The following is an 18867-nucleotide window of genomic DNA, read 5'->3' as shown; positions in this document are numbered from 1 at the left end:
ATGGGCGCATATTTACTTCGTCGTTTACTGCTGGTGATCCCCACTCTGTGGGCGATCATCACCATCAACTTTTTTATCGTGCAGATTGCTCCGGGCGGCCCGGTGGATCAGGCGATTGCCGCCATCGAGTTCGGTAACAGCGGGACGATTCCTGGCGGAGGCGATGCGGGCATGCGTGCCAGCCATGCCCGCACCGGGGTCGGCAATATCAATGAGAGCCACTATCGCGGCGGGCGCGGGCTCGATCCGGAGGTGATCGCCGAGATCACCCAGCGATACGGCTTCGACAAACCGATCCATGAACGCTACTTCAAAATGCTGGGCGACTATCTGCGCTTCGATTTTGGCGACAGCCTGTTTCGCAGCGCCTCGGTGCTGCATCTGATTAAAGAGAGCCTGCCGGTCTCCATTACTCTGGGGCTATGGGGGACGCTGATCATCTATCTGGTCTCCATTCCGTTAGGTATTCGTAAGGCGATGGATAACGGCAGCCGGTTCGATATCTGGAGCAGCACCTTCATTATTATTGGCTATGCCATCCCGGCGTTCCTGTTTGCCGTCCTGCTGATTGTCTTTTTCGCCGGTGGAAGCTACTTCGATCTCTTCCCGCTGCGCGGGCTGGTCTCGACCGATTTCAGCAGCCTGCCGTGGTACAAAAAGATAACCGACTACCTGTGGCACATTACCCTGCCGGTGCTGGCGACGGTGATAGGCGGCTTTGCGGCCCTGACTATGCTGACCAAAAACGCCTTTCTCGATGAGATCCGCAAGCAGTACGTGGTCACCGCCCGCGCGAAGGGGGTGAGTGAGCGACGCATCCTGTGGAAACATATTTTTCGTAATGCCATGCTGCTGGTGATCGCCGGTTTTCCGGCCACCTTTATCAGCATGTTCTTTACCGGCTCCCTGTTAATTGAGGTGATGTTCTCCCTCAACGGCCTGGGTCTGCTGGGCTACGAGGCCACCGTTTCGCGGGATTATCCGGTGATGTTTGGCACGCTCTATATTTTCACCCTGATTGGCCTGCTGCTGAATATCCTGAGTGATATCTGCTATACGCTGGTCGATCCGCGTATTGATTTTGAGGGTCGCTGATGCCGCGCTTAAGCCCCGTCAACCAGGCCCGCTGGGCTCGCTTTCGTCACAACCGCCGCGGCTACTGGTCGCTGTGGATCTTCGCCCTCTTTTTTGCGCTGAGCCTCTGTTCGGAGATCATTGCCAATGACAAACCTCTGCTGGTGCACTTTAACGATCGCTGGTACGTGCCGGTTTTCAAGGATTACAGCGAGAGCGACTTTGGCGGCCCCTTTGCTACCGCGGCGGATTATCAGGATCCGTGGCTACAGGCGCAATTAAATGAGCACGGCTGGGTGCTCTGGACGCCGGTCCGCTTTGGCGCTAACAGCATTAACTTTGCCACTACCACACCGTTCCCGTCGCCACCCTCGGCACAAAACTGGCTGGGTACCGATGCCAACGGCGGCGATGTGCTGGCGCGTATTCTGTACGGTACCCGCATCTCCATACTGTTTGGCCTGCTGCTGACCCTGTTTTCCAGCGTCATGGGGGTGCTGGCCGGGGCGATCCAGGGCTATTACGGCGGCAAAATTGATCTCTGGGGACAGCGGTTTATCGAAGTCTGGTCCGGCATGCCAACACTGTTTTTAATTATTTTGCTCTCAAGCGTGGTGCAGCCTAACTTCTGGTGGCTGCTGGCTATCACAGTGCTGTTTGGCTGGATGGCCCTGGTAGGCGTGGTGCGGGCGGAGTTCCTGCGTACCCGCAACTTCGACTACATTCGCGCCGCCCAGGCGCTGGGGGTGAGCGATCGCGGGATCATTCTCCGCCACATGTTGCCTAATGCGATGGTCGCCACCCTCACCTTCCTGCCGTTTATTCTGTGCAGCTCTATTACTACCCTCACCTCGCTCGATTTTCTCGGCTTCGGCCTGCCGCTGGGCTCGCCTTCCTTGGGGGAGTTGCTGTTGCAGGGTAAAAATAACCTGCAGGCGCCGTGGCTTGGGATCACCGCTTTCCTCTCCGTTGCTGTACTGCTCTCCTTGCTGATTTTTATTGGCGAAGCGGTACGCGATGCCTTTGATCCAAATAAGGCGGTTTAAGATGACGCAGCCTTTACTTCACATCGACGCGCTCTCCGTTGCTTTTCGCCAGCAGGACGAGCTACGCACCGTGGTGAATGATATCTCCCTGAAAATTGACGCCGGCGAGACGCTGGCGCTGGTTGGCGAGTCGGGTTCCGGGAAGAGCGTCACCGCCCTGTCGATCCTGCGTCTGCTCCCCGCCCCGCCGGTGGTCTATCCCCAGGGCGATATCCTGTTTCACGGCCAGTCTTTGCTGCATGCTGACGAGCGCACACTGCGCGGGGTGCGCGGCAATAAGATCGCCATGATCTTTCAGGAGCCGATGGTGTCGCTGAATCCGCTCCATACTCTTGAAAAACAGCTCTACGAGGTGCTCTCCCTGCATCGCGGGATGCGTAAAGAGGCGGCTCGCGGAGAGATGCTGGACTGCCTCGAACGCACCGGGATCCGCAACGCCGCAAAACGGCTAGCCGATTACCCGCACCAGCTTTCGGGCGGTGAGCGCCAGCGGGTGATGATTGCCATGGCGCTGCTGACCCGTCCGGAGCTGCTCATCGCCGATGAGCCCACCACCGCGCTGGATGTTACGGTGCAGGCGCAGATCCTGCAGCTGCTACGCGAGCTGCGCGACGAGCTGAACATGAGCCTGCTGTTTATTACCCACAATCTCAGCATTGTGAGAAAGCTGGCCGACCAGGTGGCGGTGATGCAGAACGGTCGCTGCGTGGAGCAGAACCGCGCCGCGCCGCTGCTTGCCGCACCGCAGCACTCCTACACCCAACGCCTGCTCAACAGCGAGCCCGCAGGGGATCCCATCCCACTGCCGCAAGATGTTCAGCCGCTGCTGCGGGTGAAGGATCTCTCGGTGGCGTTTCCGCTACGTAAAGGCATCCTGCGCCGGGTGGTGGATAACAAGCAGGTGCTGAACAACGTCAGCTTTACCCTGCGCCCGGGTGAGACCCTGGGGCTGGTGGGTGAGTCCGGCTCCGGCAAGAGCACCACCGGGCTGGCGCTGTTACGCCTGATCGCATCAAAGGGGGAGATCCTGTTTGACGACAAGCCCCTGCATGAGTGGGATCGCCGCCAGATGTTGCCCGTCCGCCACCGGATGCAGGTGGTTTTTCAGGATCCTAACTCGTCTCTTAACCCGCGCCTCAACGTGCAGCAGATCATTGAGGAGGGGCTGCGGGTGCATCAGCCCAATCTTAGCCTGCAGGCGCGTGAAGAGGAGGTCATTCGGGTAATGGGCGAAGTGGGACTCGACCCACAGACCCGGCATCGTTACCCCGCCGCCTTTTCCGGCGGCCAGCGGCAGCGGATCGCCATTGCCCGCGCGCTGATTTTGCGCCCGGAGCTGATAATTCTGGATGAGCCGACCTCATCCCTCGATAAAACCGTTCAGGCGCAGATCCTGGCGCTGTTGAAAGATTTACAGCGAAAACACCGTCTGGCCTATATTTTCATCAGCCACGATTTGCAGGTGGTACGTGCGCTATGTCACCAGGTGATTGTGTTACGTCAGGGAGAGGTGGTCGAGCAGGGAGACTGTCAGCGCGTCTTTGCCGCGCCGACGCAGGAGTATACGCGTCAGCTGTTAGCGTTACGCTGACGCTCAGAAAGGATTCTGGCCAGAGAAAGGCTCGGCGATAGCCACGCCGACGTTTTTCAGGCGACAGGTTGCCGCAAACTCATCCTGGCTTTTCACGAACAGGCACGGCTCGCCTTCGCACTCCAGTACCGAGCTGTAAAGCTCAATGTCCGTCAGCGCCTGGCTCAGCTTTTCCATCAGCGGCCATGCGTTGCCCTCTTCCGGGCTCAGCAGTTTGAGCGCCACCAGACAATTATCAGGGGTTGTTCCGCTTTGCGGAATCGGTTCAACTTTCGAGCCTGCAAAACCCGCCGACCAGCGATAGCTCTGCGGCAAGCGATGCACAATTGAGAGCTGTAATGTATTCACGTTTATTCCCCGGAAGCAAATTTACTTCACAATCTATTTACATTTATAGTAACACAACATTAACCGCCTGCTCTGTTTTTAGTGAGAAAACGCTTACATCCAGGATTTATGGGTTCAGACGTCTTGTTTTTCAGGGCTTTCTGGCGGTGTTTCAGGGTTGTAGCGGCGCTATATGTACCCGTTTCTGTGATCTAACACAACCTTTTTAACTACAAAGCTGTGACTATTTACACAAATAGATTTTACATAAAAGAAACAAACATGAGGTGAGTGAACCGCATCCTGGTTGACCTGTATCAAAAAAGGGCTCCGTCAGAGCCCTTTTTTGTGCATCAGTTCACCGATTTTCTTGGCCGACTCGCGTAAAGGCAGAAAAGAATTGAGCCAGTGGCGCACAGCGCAATTGACCAGAGCATCGGCCAGGCGCTGTTAAACGTCGCGAGTGAAAGCAGCGCGCCGACAATGGCGCCAATACCAAAGCGGAAAGTCCCCGCCAGTGAAGAGGCGGTACCGGCCATATGTGGAAATTCGTCGAGGATGACCGCCATTGCGTTGGACGAGACCATCGATATACAGCCAACAAACGCCGCAATACCGATCACCAGCGCCCAGAATCCGACATCAAAGTAAGCGGTCACCACCATCCACACCGCCATCACGAACTGGATCCACAGCCCGATGCGGAACATATTCAGTGCCCCTACCCGGCGCACGAAGCGGCTGTTGATCATCGTCAGCACGAAGATGAATACCACGTTCAGCGCGAAATAGTAGCCAAATTGCTGCGGTGAGACATGGTTAAGCTCAATGTAGACAAACGGCCCGGCGCTGAGGAATGAGAACATCCCGGCAAAGCTGAAACCGCTGGCCAGCATGTAGCTCAGCACGCGCTTATGGCGAAACAGCGAGGCAAAGTTGCCAAGCGTGGTGCGAATATGAAACTTCTGCCGGTGTTGTGCAGGCAGGGTCTCTTTAATAAAGAAGAAGATCATTGCCGAGGCCAGCAGGGCCGCCAGCGCCAGGATCCAGAAAATAGCGTGCCAGCTAAACCAGACCAGCACCGCCCCCCCGACCATTGGCGCCACCAGCGGCGCGACGGTGGTCACCAGCATGACGAATGACATCATGCGGGAGAACTCCTCCTTCGGGTAGATATCGCGCATCAGGGCATTGATGACCACGCTTGCCGCCGCAGCCGCCAGGCCGTGGAAGAAACGCATCACAATAAGGTGATCGACGGACTGCGCCATCGCACAGGCCATCGCCGCGCCGGCGAACACCAGCGTGCCCCCCAGCACCACCGGTTTGCGCCCCAGGCTGTCGGCCATTGGCCCGTAAAGCAGCTGACCGAGGGCAAAACCGAGAATATAGCTGCTGAGGGTCATTTGTACGCTGCCTGCCGGCACGCCAAACTGCTCGGCGATCACCGGCAGTGCAGGCAGATACATGTCGATGGACAGCGGCATCAGCATGGCCAGCAGGCCAAGAATAAAGACAATGCTGAACGACGAGTGTGGCCTGGTGGTCACAATTAACTCCTGAAATTAGCGTGAAGAGAGGCCAACGCTGGCAATTTCTTCTTCCGTTAACGGGCGGTATTCGCCTGGCTCAAGGTCCGGGTCGAGAGCGATAGCCCCGATCCGTTCGCGATGCAGACCGACCACGTGATTTCCCACGGCAGCAAACATGCGCTTCACCTGATGATAACGCCCTTCGCTGATGGTCAGACGCACCTCGGTTGGGGTAATGACTTCCAGCACGGCAGGTTTGGTCAGATCTTTTTCATTATGCAGCTGAACGCCGTGGGCGAACTGCTCTGCCGTACTGTCGCTCACCGGATTTTCCAGCGTCACCAGATAGGTCTTTTCACAATGGTGGCGCGGCGAGGTGATCCGGTGTGACCACTGACCGTCGTCGGTCATCAGCACCAGGCCGGTGGTATCGATATCCAGACGCCCGGCGGCGTGCAGTTTGTGGGCGACCGGCTCATCGAGAAAATAGAGCACGGTGGGATGGTCGGGATCGTCGGTAGAGCAGACATAGCCTTGCGGTTTATTGAGCATGAAGTAGCGCGGGCCATTCTGCTGCGTCAGCGAATTGCCTTCGTACTCAACCTGATGGTCAGGCTGGAGTTTGAACGCGCTGTCTCGCACAATATCACCCTCCACGGTAACGTGGTTGGCGCGGATCAGACGCCCGGCAATAGCGCGGCTTACGCCGAGTTGCTGAGCGATAAACTTATCAAGTCGCATGAAATATTTTAAGCCTTAAAGGTGCCAGGAGCCGGACAACGCGTCCGGAAAAGAAGCAGTCAGGAACAGCCAAGTATAACGGGCTCTGTGCGCCACTCAAGGGAAAAAGTTTCGTGGCATAATATGAGCGAGATAACCAAACCGAGACCCCATGACCTTTACACTTCGCCCTTACCAGCAAGAAGCCGTGGACGCTACCCTCGCCCACTTTCGTCAGCATAAAGAACCGGCGGCCATTGTCCTGCCCACCGGCGCGGGCAAAAGCCTGGTGATCGCCGAGCTGGCGCGCCTGGCCCGGGGCCGCGTGTTGGTGCTGGCGCACGTCAAAGAGCTGGTGGCGCAGAACCATGCCAAATATCTGGCGCTGGGTCTGGAGGCTGATATTTTTGCCGCCGGTCTACAGCGTAAAGAGAGCCACGGCAAAGTGGTCTTCGGCAGCGTGCAGTCGGTGGCGCGCAACCTGGACAAGTTTCAGAGCGAATTCTCGCTGCTGATCGTGGACGAATGCCACCGTATCAGCGATGACGACGACAGCCAGTATCAGCAGATTTTAACTCACCTGAAGAGCGTAAATCCGCAGATCCGCCTGCTGGGGCTCACCGCCACGCCGTTCCGCCTCGGCAAAGGCTGGATTTACCGCTTCCATTACCACGGCATGGTGCGCGGCAATGAAAAGGCGCTGTTCCGCGACTGCATTTACGAGCTGCCGCTGCGCTACATGATCAAACACGGCTACCTGACCCCACCGGAGCGGCTGGATATGCCGGTGGTGCAGTATGATTTCAGCCGGTTGCGGGTGCAGAGCAACGGCCTGTTCAGCGAGGCGGATCTCAACCGCGAGCTGAAAAAGCAGGATCGTATCACTCCCCATATCATCAGCCAGATCATGGAGTTTGCCGCCGAACGTAAAGGGGTGATGATTTTTGCCGCCACCGTGGAGCACGCCCGGGAGATCACCGGCCTGCTCCCCGCCAGCGAGGCCAGGCTTATCACCGGCGAAACGCCGGGCAGCGAGCGCGACCGGCTGATTGAGGATTTCAAGGCGCAGCAGTTCCGCTATCTGGTCAATGTGTCAGTGCTTACTACCGGCTTTGATGCCCCGCACGTGGATCTGATCGCCATTCTGCGTCCGACCGAATCCGTCAGCCTTTATCAACAGATCGTGGGCCGCGGCCTGCGCCTGGCCCCCGGTAAAACCGACTGCCTGATCCTGGATTATGCCGGGAATCCCCATGACCTGTATGCCCCGGAAGTGGGTGCGCCAAAAGGCAAAAGTGACAACGTGCCGGTACAGGTGTTTTGCCCCGCCTGCGGCTTTGCCAATACCTTCTGGGGTAAAACCACCGCCGACGGCACGCTAATCGAACACTTTGGCCGTAGCTGCCAGGGCTGGTTTGAAGATGACGAGGGCCATCGCGAACAGTGTGACTATCGCTTCCGCTTTAAAAACTGCCCCCAGTGCAACGCCGAGAACGATATCGCCGCCCGTCGCTGCCGCACATGCGATGCGGTGCTGGTCGATCCCGACGATATGCTGAAAGCGGCCCTGAAGCTGAAGGACGCCCTGGTGCTCCGCTGCAGTGGAATGGCGCTGGCACACGGTGCCGATGATAAAGGCGAATGGCTGAAAATCACCTATTACGATGAAGATGGTGCCGATGTAAGTGAGCGCTTCCGTCTGCACACGCCCGCCCAGCGCACCGCCTTTGAACAACTGTTTATCCGCCCGCATACCCGTACGCCCGGTGTACCGCTGCGCTGGATCACCGCGGCGGATATCGTTCATCAACAGCCGCTACTGCGTCACCCGGATTTTGTGGTGGCGCGGAAAAAAGGGCAGTTCTGGCAGGTGCGAGAAAAAGTGTTTGATTATGAGGGCCGCTTCCGCCGTGCCAATGAATTGCGGGGATAGCGGGACTTTTCATTGATGTGAAAGCCATTTGAGTATAAAATGCCGCCCGCTTCACATCCGTGAGGCAGAACACTCACCTGTTGCTGGGTCGCCTGTAACAGGATTTTTTATACAGAGAGAAATCAATGTTCACTATCAATGCAGAAGTACGTAAAGAGCAGGGTAAGGGTGCGAGCCGCCGCCTGCGCGCAGCTAACAAATTCCCGGCCATCATCTATGGCGGCGAAGCTGCTCCTGTCGCAATCGAACTGGACCACGACAAAGTGTGGAACATGCAGAACAACGCTGAATTCTACAGCGAAGTGCTGACTCTGGTTGTTGACGGTAAAGAAGAGAAAGTTAAAGCTCAGGCAGTACAGCGTCACGCTTTCAAGCCAAAACTGACTCACATCGACTTCGTTCGCGCGTAATCGCAAACTTGTCGAAAAAAAACCCCGCATTGCGGGGTTTTTTTATGGCCGTTATTTGCCGCCAGAGGTGCGACGCTGCAGCTGATCCCGCAGATTTGGCGGCGTGCCTTTAATGGTCAGCGTGTCGGTCGCCGGATCCCAGAAAATGCGCTCGCCGAGCAACATGGCATCAAAGTTGATGGTTAATCCGCCGCCGCTACCGGCAAATTTGGTGAGCTGACGCAGGGTACTGCGATCTGCCGGGAAGCTCTCTTCCAGCTCGTAGCCTTTCTCTGCCGTGAATTCCTGGAAGCTCACTTCGCTGACGCCCGCCAGCTCTTTGGAGAGCGATTCCAGTTCAATCTCTTCGCCCGCCTGCAGTTGTTCGTTGCAGTAGGCATAAACCTGCTGGCGCACGTTCTGGCGTTCCGCTTTGTCCAGCTCGGCTTCTGCGGTGAAGTCATCTACCGCCTGCAGCAGGCCTTTATTCTGCGCTTTGGCATTCAGCCCTTCGCTGGCGCCGAGGAAATCCATAAAGAAGTCGGCCACCTTACGCCCTACCCGGCCTTTCAGGAAGGTCAGATAGCGGGTGGATTCAGGATTGGTTTCCCATTCGGTCAAATCGATACGCGCCACAATATCCGCGTGGTTGATGTCCAGATAGTGGGTCGAGCTGATATCCAGCTGCTCGTTGACGCGCATGCTGCTTAAGTTGTTCAGCACCGCCACCAGCAGGTACTCGACAGCCAGGTAACGATAGTGGCAGAACAGGACGATGCCACCATCGGCAAAGGGGTATTTTGCCAGCTCATCGCGCAGGCGGCCGGTGGCGGCCCGGCTGAACGCGAGAAAATCGTCTTCACCCTGACGCTGCTGGCGCAGCGCCTGCGCCAGTTCGCTCTCTTCGCTGAACAGGCCGTAGGCTTTGTTTTTGGCACTGTAAACCCGATGCAGCTCCGCCATCATGTCAACAACGGTAGGCGACGGTTCCAGTAAAGAATCGCGCAGCACCAGCTCAAGGGTTTGCTCATCACGCTTGATAAGCTGGTGCAGAGCAATCTGGTTGATATCCAGACTCATGTTAAACTCTCCTTTTAGACCGGGCCGTATTCAACCACCCCCCAGTCATGTATGCAACCGAAGATAAAAAAGGGGAAAAAAAGCTGTTGCTACGGTAATATGTTGCCCTTTCCTCCACAAACAGATTTAGATTTATGCCACAACTCTCCCGCTACAGTGATGAACACGTTGAACAAATGCTCAGTGAGCTGCTCAACGTACTGGAAAAACATAAGGCACCGACAGACCTTTCCCTGATGGTTCTGGGAAATATGGTGACTAACCTTATCAATACCAGCGTTGCGCCGGCCCAGCGCCAGGCGATCGCGAAATCTTTCGCTCAGGCCTTACAGTCCTCGGTTAACGACGACCAGGCGCACTAAGGGAAACGAACGACAGTTTATGGTGACGAATCGTCAGCGCTACCGTGAAAAAGTCTCCCAGATGGTTAGCTGGGGGCACTGGTTTGCCCTGTTTAACATTCTGCTGGCGATGGTGCTTGGCAGTCGTTATCTGTTTGTCGCCGACTGGCCGACGACGCTTGCCGGAAGGGTCTTCTCCTGGATAAGCGTCATTGGCCATTTCAGCTTTCTGGTCTTCTCCACCTATTTACTGATCCTCTTCCCGCTGACGTTCATCGTCATGTCGCAGCGGCTGATGCGGTTTATCTCCGCTATCCTCGCCACCGCAGGCATGACGCTGCTGCTGATCGACAGCGAAGTCTTTACCCGTTTTCACCTGCATCTTAATCCCGTCGTCTGGGAACTGGTGATCAATCCCGACCAGAACGAAACGGCGCGCGACTGGCAGCTGATGTTCATCAGCGTGCCGATTATCCTGCTGATTGAGATGCTGTTTGCCACCTGGAGCTGGCAAAAACTGCGCAGCCTGACGCGGCGCCGTCGCTACGCCAAACCGGTGGCCGCCCTCTTTTTTGTGGCCTTTATTGGCTCGCACTTTATGTATATCTGGGCAGACGCCAACTTCTACCGCCCCATCACCATGCAGCGCGCGAACCTGCCGCTCTCCTATCCGATGACCGCCCGTCGCTTCCTGGAGAAACACGGTCTGCTGGATGCCCAGGAGTATCAGCGCCGCCTGATTGAACAAGGGGATCCTGAAGCGGTATCGGTGCAGTATCCGCTCAGCGATCTGCGCTACCGTGACATGGGTCAGGGACAAAACGTTCTGCTGATCACCGTCGACGGTCTGAACTACTCCCGCTTTGAGAAACAGATGCCGACGCTGGCAGAGTTCGCCGAGAAGAACATCAGCTTTACCCAGCATATGAGCTCCGGTAACTCGACCGATGCCGGGATCTTTGGCCTGTTCTACGGCATTTCACCAGGTTATATGGACGGCGTGCTGTCATCGCGTATCCCTGCCGCGCTCATTACCGGGCTCAACCAGCAGGGCTATCAGCTGGGGCTGTTCTCTTCAGATGGTTTCAGCAGTCCGCTCTATCGCCAGGCGCTGCTGTCCGACTTCTCACTGCCGACCACGCAGAGCCAGTCCGACGAACAGACCGCAGGGCAGTGGATCAGCTGGCTGCACCGTTATGCGCAGGACGACAACCGCTGGTTCTCCTGGGTTGCCCTGAACGGCACGACGCTGGATGACAGTAACCAGAAAACCTTCAACCGCCGCTACGCGCAGGCCGCAGGCAATGTCGATACCCAGATTGCCCGGGTGCTGGACGCGCTGCGTGAATCCGGCAAGCTGGAGAATACCGTGGTGGTGATCACCGCTGGTCATGGCGTACCGCTGGGCAGCGAGCGCAACGATGTCGACTGGGCGCGCCCTCGCCTGCATGTTCCGCTGGTGATCCACTGGCCTGGTACGCCGTCGCAGCGCATTAACATGCTGACCGATCATAAAGATGTGATGACCACCCTGATGCAGCGTCTGCTCCACGTCAGCACGCCAGCTAATGAGTATTCCCAGGGTCAAGACCTGTTCAGCGCAACGCGTCGTCATAACTGGGTGACGGCTGCCAGCAACAACACGCTGGCCGTCACAACGCCAACCCTGACGCTGGTGCTGAACAGCAACGGTAATTACAAAACCTATAATCCGCAGGGTGAGAAACTCAACGACCAGACGCCGCAGTTAAGCCTGCTGCTACAGGTGCTGACGGATGAGAAACGGTTTATTGCTAACTGATTTAATATTAATCAGTTAGCCTGCACCACCCTTGCAATAAATGCGGAAATAGGTAGTATGAATTTCACGTGTCGGCACGTAGCGCAGCCTGGTAGCGCACTGTCATGGGGTGTCAGGGGTCGGAGGTTCAAATCCTCTCGTGCCGACCAAAAATTCCTCAAAAAAACCAACCTTCGCGGTTGGTTTTTTTTTGTGTCGCACACCCGGGAGCATCCTGCCAGGCAGGTGCGTCATACCTGACTTGCCTGTTTTTTAACCACCTTCGGTTGAATTTGAGAGCTAAAAGTGTCTAATCAACAAAAAAATGCAGGCGAGTGGCAGTAAATCTACTTAAATCACAAAAAACAATTATAACCCGAGCCGATTAAAGCACGCCTTTTAAGCCAGAAAAAATAAACAGTTAAGAAAATCTGTAATAAAAGTCCGTAATCAACACCCTTTTTACTTAAACACTTACGATATACCTTCCTGTGATAGATAATAATAAAATATGTATTGGATAAATTCATTCATGGAATTTATTAAGCGAACCTATAATACATTCGCTGTGCTAATGGTTTAATAAACACTGGTATGGCAGTCATTTTAATTTAAAATTGAATTCAATTAATCGCCTGTACAAACAAATACCTACTCATTAAACTAGCCTCACATTCGAAACATGAGACGTTTGAATGTAATTCACTAAACGGAAACTCCCGGCAATATAATATTCCCAGTTCACTGCGAATATTCACTTAATATATAAGATTGCTGACGACTTATTACGCCAGGTGAATAAGACTGCTCCACCATAACGGATTAATACACTAAAGGAATAAAAGATGAAAAAATTAATGTTAGCTGGTTGCATCGCTGCCGCTTTTGTTTGCTCTAACGCTATGGCAGATGTGACTGCTTCCGCTACCGCTACCTGGGATGCAAGCGCAACTAAAGATACTACCAGCGCACTGGTTGTGACCCCACTCAAATCTCTCTCTTTCCAGTATGAAGAAGGCATTCAGGCGTTTAACACCCAGAATGGCGCTTTCGACATCACTATTAAAGGCCAGTCTGGTGCTACCGACTTCCTGCTGACCTCTCAGATCGTGACCAACACCCTGAGCCGCGCTACTGATACCTCTACGCTGGACGTAGGTATTAAATGGAATGGCCAGGCTCTGAGCAAAACCGAAGCTTTAAAACTGATCGATACTGCTAATAACGTCTCTGCAGGTCTGGACGCACTGGCTGTAAGCACTGCTTACGCAGGTAAAGATCGTACTTCTACTCAGGGTAACTTCACCTTTGGTATCGACTCTGCAACCAGCGACGGCACCAGCAAAGTTGAGTTCGCCGATCTGAACGACGGCTACTGGAGCGGCGACGTTAAGGTACAGTTCAACGCAGTGTGGACTACCGCTTAATTATTACCCCCGCAGTACCCCTCTAATGGAAAGAGACAAGGAGACTATTAGTCTCCTTTTAATGTAAGGATACCCCATGAAATTAAGTTATCTTTGCGCGGCTGCGTTATCTCTGGCAATTGTGTTTCCTGCCCAGGCAATTAACGTTGGGGATGTCACCTCAATAATTACCTCAAAAAATAATAGCCTGGCAAAAGAAATTGAGAATAACACCGAGGCTGCGCGATTCGTTACCGTTAAAGTTGAAAGACTATCCTCCCCGATGGCTGATGGCAAAATCATTCCAATGGCAGACCGGTCCGAATTACTTTCAACACCAGCAAGTTTAATATTACCCGGCTATGCCAAAGAAAACTTCCGTTTCATTTATAACGGACCAGCCGATGATAAAGAGCGCTATTATCGCCTGTCATGGACTGATGAACCCATCTCAGAATTTGACGGCACCAAAGAAAGCAAGCTCGGTCAGGCGACCACCTCAGCAGTCATTGGTACCATTCTGGTTGTTGCACCACGTAAAGAGCACTTCGACTATAAGCGCCAGGGTGGCGAGATAACTAACACAGGCAACGTTTCTTTCCGTGTTATTTCCTATGGCCCTTGTAAAGATAAAAAGAAGGATGACGGAAAGGGCTGCCGTGAAAGATATAATTTAATGCCTGGGCTCAGCGTAAAAATAAAACATACCGATCTCAACAATAAAATGACCCGTATTGGCATCTGGCATGGTGAGCAGTTAATTCACGCAAAATAGAGACTATTATGGATAAGTCGGATTTAAATAAGGGATCTGTATTCTGCGGGCTCATGTTGACCGCTGTTGTTGCTTTACCAGCAAATTCTGCCGTACCTCTTCAGGTTAATAATCAAGTCATCCCTGCTGCTTTCGCCTATGCTCTTCAGCAGGGCATGACGATCCCCGTTTTTATACGATATGATGGTGAAAAGGCAGTAGCCCCCAGTCGTCAAAAAATCGCTGATGCAATCATCTCAGTTAGCGATGGTGTTTTTGTTATCAATCAGATCACGCTTTCTGACCTGCCAAACAGAACGGAGCTGGCTTCTCAGCTTAAAACCGTTATCAGTGAGTTGAAGGACGCCAAATTTAACGATGGGAATCGAATCCAGCTCAATAATGACGCCTCTATCATTCTGGATACCCGTTCGTTTTATCTTGAACTGCTGGTCAGCAGAGAGGCGATGGACGCGGCAATAATACCGCGCACCAATATACTGGGCGAATCATCTTCAGATCAGCTTTCTAACATCCTTAACTACACGGTTGGGAGCTATTACAGTCAGTACGACGAGGATAACAACGGCAGCAGTTATATCACTCTGGATAACTCTACCTCGCTGCGCGAGCACCATGTAAATCTTAATGGTTCTGTTTATGGTGTTGGTACCAAAGATAATAAAAGCGAGCTGTATCGCGCAATGTATGAGCGCGACTATCAGGGGATGCGTGTTGCCGCAGGGATGGTGGATACGTGGAACCTGCAGTCGATAGCCAGCATGAGCGCGCTGAATTCCAGCCGCATTTACGGGGTTAGCCTTGGCAATAAAAGCAGCACCCGAATTGAAGATAATACCTTAACGCTGGTCCCTATTACCGTATTTTTACCTGCCGCAGGCGAGGTACATATTACGCGTAATGGTAAGCTGCTCAGCATTCAACAATTTTCAATGGGCAGCTATGAGGTTGACACCTCTAAGCTACCGTTTGGTGTCTACAATGTTGACGTGTCTGTGATAGTGAACGGCAAAGAGGTTAGCTACCGAACCACGCAAATCAACAAGACGTTTGCGCGCGAATCAAGCGTTACGGGTCTTATCGACTGGCAGCTGTTTTCTGGCATGCTTAAATACAATAAGATGGATTATCGTGACCATGACAACATCGATTATGGTGAAAAAGATACCTGGGTCGCCGGCGCAGCGTTGGGAACTCGGCTACCTATATTATCCGGCGTAAATATTAAATCCACCCTTTATGGTTTTGACAACAATGGCGTCAATGAGTCGGAAATTAACGTCGAATTTAACGATCTCTTCAGCGCCAACCAGCAACTGCTGCTGGCAACAGACAGCAGCTGGCAGAGTGTCAGTACGCTGAACTTTGCTCTTCCGGGCGGTTACGGCAATATCTGGGCATCGCGCCAGTTCAGCCATATAGGCGATAAACTGCCGATGTACAAAAGTGACTATACAACTATTGGCGCCAGCACCAATCTGAACACATTTATTCCGGGGTTAGGGAGTCTCTCCGTTAGCTACTCAAAGGATAAATACAACAACAATGATTACACTAACGTAGATTACAGCCAGTCGCTTTATAATAACCGTTGGGCCACGCTAACGATGCGCACCGGTATCCAGCGCTATTCATATCGTGATAACGGTAACGTCAGCGATAAATACATTAACCTGGATTTAAGCTTACCGCTTTCAACCTGGTTAAGTACCGGCATGTCGAGTGAAAATGGCGCTACGCTGGCGAACGCAACGCTCCGTAAAAGTTTTGACAACAGCCCAATTACTCAGGTTGGGGCATCAGTGTCGAAGCGTATTAGCGGCGGTGACGAGAGTGATAGCAATAGCTATCAGTCTGACGATTTCGCCATCAACGGTTATGCCTCTTATGATACGAAATACAATACCGGAACCGTTTCGGCAACGCGCTCTTCAGATAATAACACCAACCTGACCCTCAACTCTCAGGGTAGCGTTGCGTGGACGAAAGAGGGTGTTAACCTCGGTAAAGGTACGGATAATTCCGGTATTATTATCAACACTAACTTCGCGGAAGAAGGTCAGATGACGGCGCAAATTAATGGCCACAATTACCCTCTCACCGGTAAAAGTAATTACATCAGCCTCCCCGCTTACGCTGAATATAAAGTTGAGCTAATGAACGACAAAAACTCTATGGATAGCGTAGAGATCGTCCGCGGGCGTCGCAGTAATGTCGTGCTGTATCCAGGTAACGTCAGCGTAATTACGCCTGAAGTCAAGCAGCTGGTCACCGTATTTGGCCGTATGAAAAACCTTAACGGCAAAGCTTTTTCCAACGTCAATATTCGTAACCACATTGGCAAAACGAAAACCAACGATCAGGGCGAGTTTGCTATGGATGTAGACAAGCGCTACCCGGTCATCACGTTAATTGACCAGCAGGGCGGCGTTTGTGAAGCCGACCTGGAACTGACCAAAGCGCGTGGCGCCGTATGGATGGGTGATATTCCGTGCCATCCACAGGTTCAGTCAGCATCTAATAAAGGAGCGCAGCCTAATGTTTAACAGACAGACGTTAGCACTTATTATTTTCAGCCTTGCTATTACCTTTTTAAATTCCAGGGCCGCGTACGCAGTACATATGTATAATGAGGCAGCTGTCTCTAACTCCTATTTGTTTATTGAAAACAACGTCGATAATGAATATTTTCTGACTTCATCGTCCCTCGATCCCCGCTTTACGGGCGCAAATACCTGGACCCGGTATAAAACCAACCAGGATAGTATGGGATACATGGGCGTCGTTGGCTGGCATAAAACCAATACCTGGGTGGATATGTGGATTGATAATTCCCCCATTAATGGTCCCTTAATGGGGCTCCGCTGCCGTCTCCAGAACGGAGGGACATGTCCCTCTACAGGCTATCTCGAGGCGGGCGCCAGGGACAACAGCGGCTTTTATCACGCCCGTGCCGGTAATAGCTTATATAACGGCTCGTATGGTTTTGCCTCATTTAGCCCAGCAGCGTATAATTACTTTAAGGATCAGCCGGTTGGAACGCAGGATAGCTTTGACCTGAACTACTGCTACAGTGACACGGACTACGACTACGCTGCCGGCGAGCGTTGTAATACCCTCAGCACCGGCTACTGGCACAAGCGTATATTTAACGTCACAAAGCTAGGCCATCTCAGGCTCCAGAGCACGGGCGCCCTGGCGGAAGTCTGGATCGCCAGCGACGGCACACCGAGCGTAAACATTGGTTCTGAATATTGCCAGGTGGGGGTGGTCAGCAACGTCAGAGGGCTGATTTGTAAGATGGCCGCTTACTCCCTGCAAGAAACTCAAAAGATCAATTCACTTAACTTTAAGATGATCATTGATAACTCGAAGCTCGGTTTTAGCCCATACGCGTCAGACGTAAAATATAGTGGCGACGCCAGCAAATGGTATAACTTCAGTAACACTACCGCTTACAGCAACGTTTTCACCACTGGTGGTGATTACGTCTATGCCTTTATCTCGGATAGCTTTTTCCAAAAAATGGTTAAGGCGGGGACAAGTATTAGTGCCAATGACAATATTTTTACTCTGAATTTTAATAACACCAACACACCCGAGTCGGGTTACTATCAATTCACGACCTCGACGACGCTGAATATCGTTCCCAAAGAGTATGGTATTAGCATTGTTTCAGCAGATGAAAAGGCGAATCCTAAACAGTCTGGCAAAATTGACAGTGATAAGCCCATTGAGTTTGAGTACCGTATTACCACATCGGCCCCGCGTCAGGCCGACAGCATTACCGTCCAGGTCGTCGGCGAGAGCGCGACCATTCAACGCATCCCGTACTGCGTGTTTACCTCTGCCGATGAAACGTTGAAGGTGCCGGTTCCGGCCTATATCTCGTTCACCAGTAATACGGGAGCCACCATTACGAAGCGAAACAGCTGCTCGGACGCGCCGATCAATATTACTCGTGCCAATTGGGTACAAACGGCGTGGAACGCCAATCTCGATGATTCATTTTATTACAGAGCAAATATTAAGCTGATCTTCCCTATGAATGACTCTCGCTCGCAATTTACGCTTTCTGGTCAGGACTGGATGGGCACCGTGAGCGCCAGCGGGGAGATCAAGGCGACGGCAACCTGGGTGGGCGTCGATCGTTCATCTTAAGCCTGGTGCGCAAAGGTCTATGTTTATGAGAAAAGCGGGTTTCACAATCCCGACGTTATTGGCAGCGCTGCTATCCATTAACACGGCACATGCCGTCTGGTTTAGCGCGCTTATCTACGATATGCCGGCAGACAAAGATTTCGTCTCCCGGCCAATCTATAACGATACCGACCGAACAAATCTGTATAACATCAGCGCCTGGAAAATTGACAGGCCTGGCAATGGCGGTGAAAACAAAATAAGCGACCAGGACCTGGAGATCCTCTGGGCACCGCTGAAGTTTTCGCTCGCGCCCCTGCAAACAGACTATTTTAAACTCTATTATCGCGGCCCAAAGGATGATAAAGAACGTTATTTCCGGGTCGTGTTTAAGGAGATCCCGCTTCGTCTCTACCCGCTGCAGAAAACCGGCAGTAATTTAAACGTACTGCCGGTGACCTCGATGAGTACCATACTCGTCGTTCGTCCGCGTAAAATTAAACTGGCTTATAAAGTCGATGAGCAAAAAGGCATTATCGAAAATACCGGCAATACCTTTTTCAGGGTGATTATCCAGAAAGGTTGCGAGGGCGATGATGAAAGTTCAACGCAGTTTTATATGTTGCCGGGGGAAAAGTATCAGGATAAAAGCGTCAGCGTGACGAATAGAAAATTTATCGTGGCGCAGGAGAAATACATTAAATTAGGTAATGGATGCTTCCATAATTAGCGA

Annotated in this window: 16 protein-coding genes and 1 tRNA gene; 13 read left to right on the top strand and 4 right to left on the bottom strand. The window is 53.0% G+C overall.

Translation table 11 applies throughout. The annotated features are described in order from the left end of the window. The 3 genes from DVA44_RS07325 to yejF are packed head-to-tail and all read left to right on the top strand — an operon-like array spanning position 1 to position 3711. On the top strand, positions 1–1095 hold the full coding sequence (locus DVA44_RS07325; RefSeq protein WP_103824997.1) for a microcin C ABC transporter permease YejB: 1095 nt from the start codon (positions 1–3) through the stop codon (positions 1093–1095). Next, positions 1095–2120, top strand: a complete 1026-nt coding sequence (locus DVA44_RS07320) for an ABC transporter permease (RefSeq protein WP_114386078.1) — start codon at positions 1095–1097, stop codon at positions 2118–2120. The genes DVA44_RS07325 and DVA44_RS07320 overlap by 1 nt, the downstream gene beginning before the upstream one ends. Before the next feature lies 1 nt (position 2121). Continuing rightward, positions 2122–3711, top strand: coding sequence for a microcin C ABC transporter ATP-binding protein YejF (gene yejF / locus DVA44_RS07315; protein WP_103824995.1), 1590 nt, complete (start codon positions 2122–2124; stop codon positions 3709–3711). Between the two features lie 3 nt (positions 3712–3714). Here yejF and DVA44_RS07310 read toward each other — a convergent pair whose 3' ends face one another. The 3 genes from DVA44_RS07310 to rsuA all read right to left on the bottom strand — a co-directional run bounded on the left by DVA44_RS07310 (position 3715) and on the right by rsuA (position 6311). Next, entirely contained in the window at positions 3715–4059 is a 345-nt protein-coding gene (locus tag DVA44_RS07310; protein WP_103180374.1) for a YejG family protein, read from the bottom strand. A gap of 332 nt (positions 4060–4391) precedes the next feature. Next, on the bottom strand, positions 4392–5588 hold the full coding sequence (locus DVA44_RS07300) for a Bcr/CflA family multidrug efflux MFS transporter (protein ID WP_103824994.1): 1197 nt from the start codon (positions 5586–5588) through the stop codon (positions 4392–4394). Positions 5589–5603: 15 nt separating this feature from the next. Continuing rightward, entirely contained in the window at positions 5604–6311 is a 708-nt protein-coding gene (gene rsuA, locus DVA44_RS07295; protein ID WP_103824993.1) for a 16S rRNA pseudouridine(516) synthase RsuA, read from the bottom strand. A gap of 151 nt (positions 6312–6462) precedes the next feature. Here rsuA and DVA44_RS07290 point away from each other — a divergent pair, with 151 nt between their 5' ends. Together DVA44_RS07290 and rplY are read left to right on the top strand one after the other, a co-directional pair. Beyond that, on the top strand, positions 6463–8223 hold the full coding sequence (locus DVA44_RS07290) for a DEAD/DEAH box helicase (RefSeq protein ID WP_114386077.1): 1761 nt from the start codon (positions 6463–6465) through the stop codon (positions 8221–8223). Positions 8224–8348: 125 nt separating this feature from the next. Next, on the top strand, positions 8349–8633 hold the full coding sequence (gene rplY / locus DVA44_RS07285) for a 50S ribosomal protein L25 (RefSeq protein WP_103180382.1): 285 nt from the start codon (positions 8349–8351) through the stop codon (positions 8631–8633). A gap of 51 nt (positions 8634–8684) precedes the next feature. On the opposite strand, the gene yejK is transcribed toward rplY, so the two are convergent. Continuing rightward, a complete protein-coding gene (yejK, locus tag DVA44_RS07280; protein WP_114386076.1) occupies positions 8685–9692 on the bottom strand; it encodes a nucleoid-associated protein YejK in 1008 nt (335 codons plus the stop codon). 134 nt (positions 9693–9826) lie between these two features. On the opposite strand from yejK, the gene DVA44_RS07275 reads away from it, so the two are divergent. The 8 genes from DVA44_RS07275 to DVA44_RS07240 all read left to right on the top strand — a co-directional run bounded on the left by DVA44_RS07275 (position 9827) and on the right by DVA44_RS07240 (position 18864). Next, a complete protein-coding gene (locus DVA44_RS07275) occupies positions 9827–10054 on the top strand; it encodes a YejL family protein (RefSeq protein ID WP_032612681.1) in 228 nt (75 codons plus the stop codon). A gap of 19 nt (positions 10055–10073) precedes the next feature. After that, on the top strand, positions 10074–11834 hold the full coding sequence (gene yejM / locus DVA44_RS07270; RefSeq protein ID WP_114386075.1) for an LPS biosynthesis-modulating metalloenzyme YejM: 1761 nt from the start codon (positions 10074–10076) through the stop codon (positions 11832–11834). A gap of 72 nt (positions 11835–11906) precedes the next feature. Next, positions 11907–11983, top strand: a tRNA-Pro gene (locus DVA44_RS07265). A gap of 675 nt (positions 11984–12658) precedes the next feature. Next, on the top strand, positions 12659–13240 hold the full coding sequence (locus DVA44_RS07260) for a common pilus major fimbrillin subunit EcpA (protein WP_114386074.1): 582 nt from the start codon (positions 12659–12661) through the stop codon (positions 13238–13240). Positions 13241–13316: 76 nt separating this feature from the next. Beyond that, the gene (locus tag DVA44_RS07255; RefSeq protein ID WP_103824987.1) at positions 13317–13994 is read left to right on the top strand and encodes a hypothetical protein; all 678 of its coding nucleotides are present in this window, start codon (positions 13317–13319) and stop codon (positions 13992–13994) included. Positions 13995–14002: 8 nt separating this feature from the next. Then, positions 14003–16540 (top strand): CS1-pili formation C-terminal domain-containing protein, encoded by a 2538-nt coding sequence (locus DVA44_RS07250; protein WP_114386073.1) that lies wholly within the window; start codon positions 14003–14005, stop codon positions 16538–16540. Then, positions 16533–18155, top strand: a complete 1623-nt coding sequence (locus tag DVA44_RS07245; RefSeq protein WP_168194461.1) for a fimbrial protein — start codon at positions 16533–16535, stop codon at positions 18153–18155. The genes DVA44_RS07250 and DVA44_RS07245 overlap by 8 nt, the downstream gene beginning before the upstream one ends. Positions 18156–18180: 25 nt before the next feature. After that, a complete protein-coding gene (locus tag DVA44_RS07240; protein WP_114388379.1) occupies positions 18181–18864 on the top strand; it encodes a fimbria/pilus periplasmic chaperone in 684 nt (227 codons plus the stop codon). The last annotated feature ends 3 nt before the right edge of the window (positions 18865–18867 follow it).

It is taken from the genome of Leclercia sp. W17 (genome assembly GCF_003336325.1).
GTDB lineage: Bacteria > Pseudomonadota > Gammaproteobacteria > Enterobacterales > Enterobacteriaceae > Enterobacter.
The sequence above is the reverse complement of the archived record's forward strand: the minus strand, read 5'-3'. Positions and strand labels throughout refer to the sequence as shown.

What these genes read in the sequence shown, in the direction of transcription:
- DVA44_RS07325 (WP_103824997.1), top strand. Translation starts at nt 1, where the DNA reads ATGGGCGCATATTTACTTCGTCGTTTACTGCTGGTGATCCCCACTCTG.
- DVA44_RS07320 (WP_114386078.1), top strand. Translation starts at nt 1,095, where the DNA reads ATGCCGCGCTTAAGCCCCGTCAACCAGGCCCGCTGGGCTCGCTTTCGT.
- yejF (WP_103824995.1), top strand. Translation starts at nt 2,122, where the DNA reads ATGACGCAGCCTTTACTTCACATCGACGCGCTCTCCGTTGCTTTTCGC.
- rsuA (WP_103824993.1), bottom strand. Translation starts at nt 6,311, where the DNA reads ATGCGACTTGATAAGTTTATCGCTCAGCAACTCGGCGTAAGCCGCGCT.
- DVA44_RS07290 (WP_114386077.1), top strand. Translation starts at nt 6,463, where the DNA reads ATGACCTTTACACTTCGCCCTTACCAGCAAGAAGCCGTGGACGCTACC.
- rplY (WP_103180382.1), top strand. Translation starts at nt 8,349, where the DNA reads ATGTTCACTATCAATGCAGAAGTACGTAAAGAGCAGGGTAAGGGTGCG.
- yejK (WP_114386076.1), bottom strand. Translation starts at nt 9,692, where the DNA reads ATGAGTCTGGATATCAACCAGATTGCTCTGCACCAGCTTATCAAGCGT.
- DVA44_RS07275 (WP_032612681.1), top strand. Translation starts at nt 9,827, where the DNA reads ATGCCACAACTCTCCCGCTACAGTGATGAACACGTTGAACAAATGCTC.
- yejM (WP_114386075.1), top strand. Translation starts at nt 10,074, where the DNA reads ATGGTGACGAATCGTCAGCGCTACCGTGAAAAAGTCTCCCAGATGGTT.
- DVA44_RS07260 (WP_114386074.1), top strand. Translation starts at nt 12,659, where the DNA reads ATGAAAAAATTAATGTTAGCTGGTTGCATCGCTGCCGCTTTTGTTTGC.
- DVA44_RS07255 (WP_103824987.1), top strand. Translation starts at nt 13,317, where the DNA reads ATGAAATTAAGTTATCTTTGCGCGGCTGCGTTATCTCTGGCAATTGTG.
- DVA44_RS07250 (WP_114386073.1), top strand. Translation starts at nt 14,003, where the DNA reads ATGGATAAGTCGGATTTAAATAAGGGATCTGTATTCTGCGGGCTCATG.
- DVA44_RS07245 (WP_168194461.1), top strand. Translation starts at nt 16,533, where the DNA reads ATGTTTAACAGACAGACGTTAGCACTTATTATTTTCAGCCTTGCTATT.
- DVA44_RS07240 (WP_114388379.1), top strand. Translation starts at nt 18,181, where the DNA reads ATGAGAAAAGCGGGTTTCACAATCCCGACGTTATTGGCAGCGCTGCTA.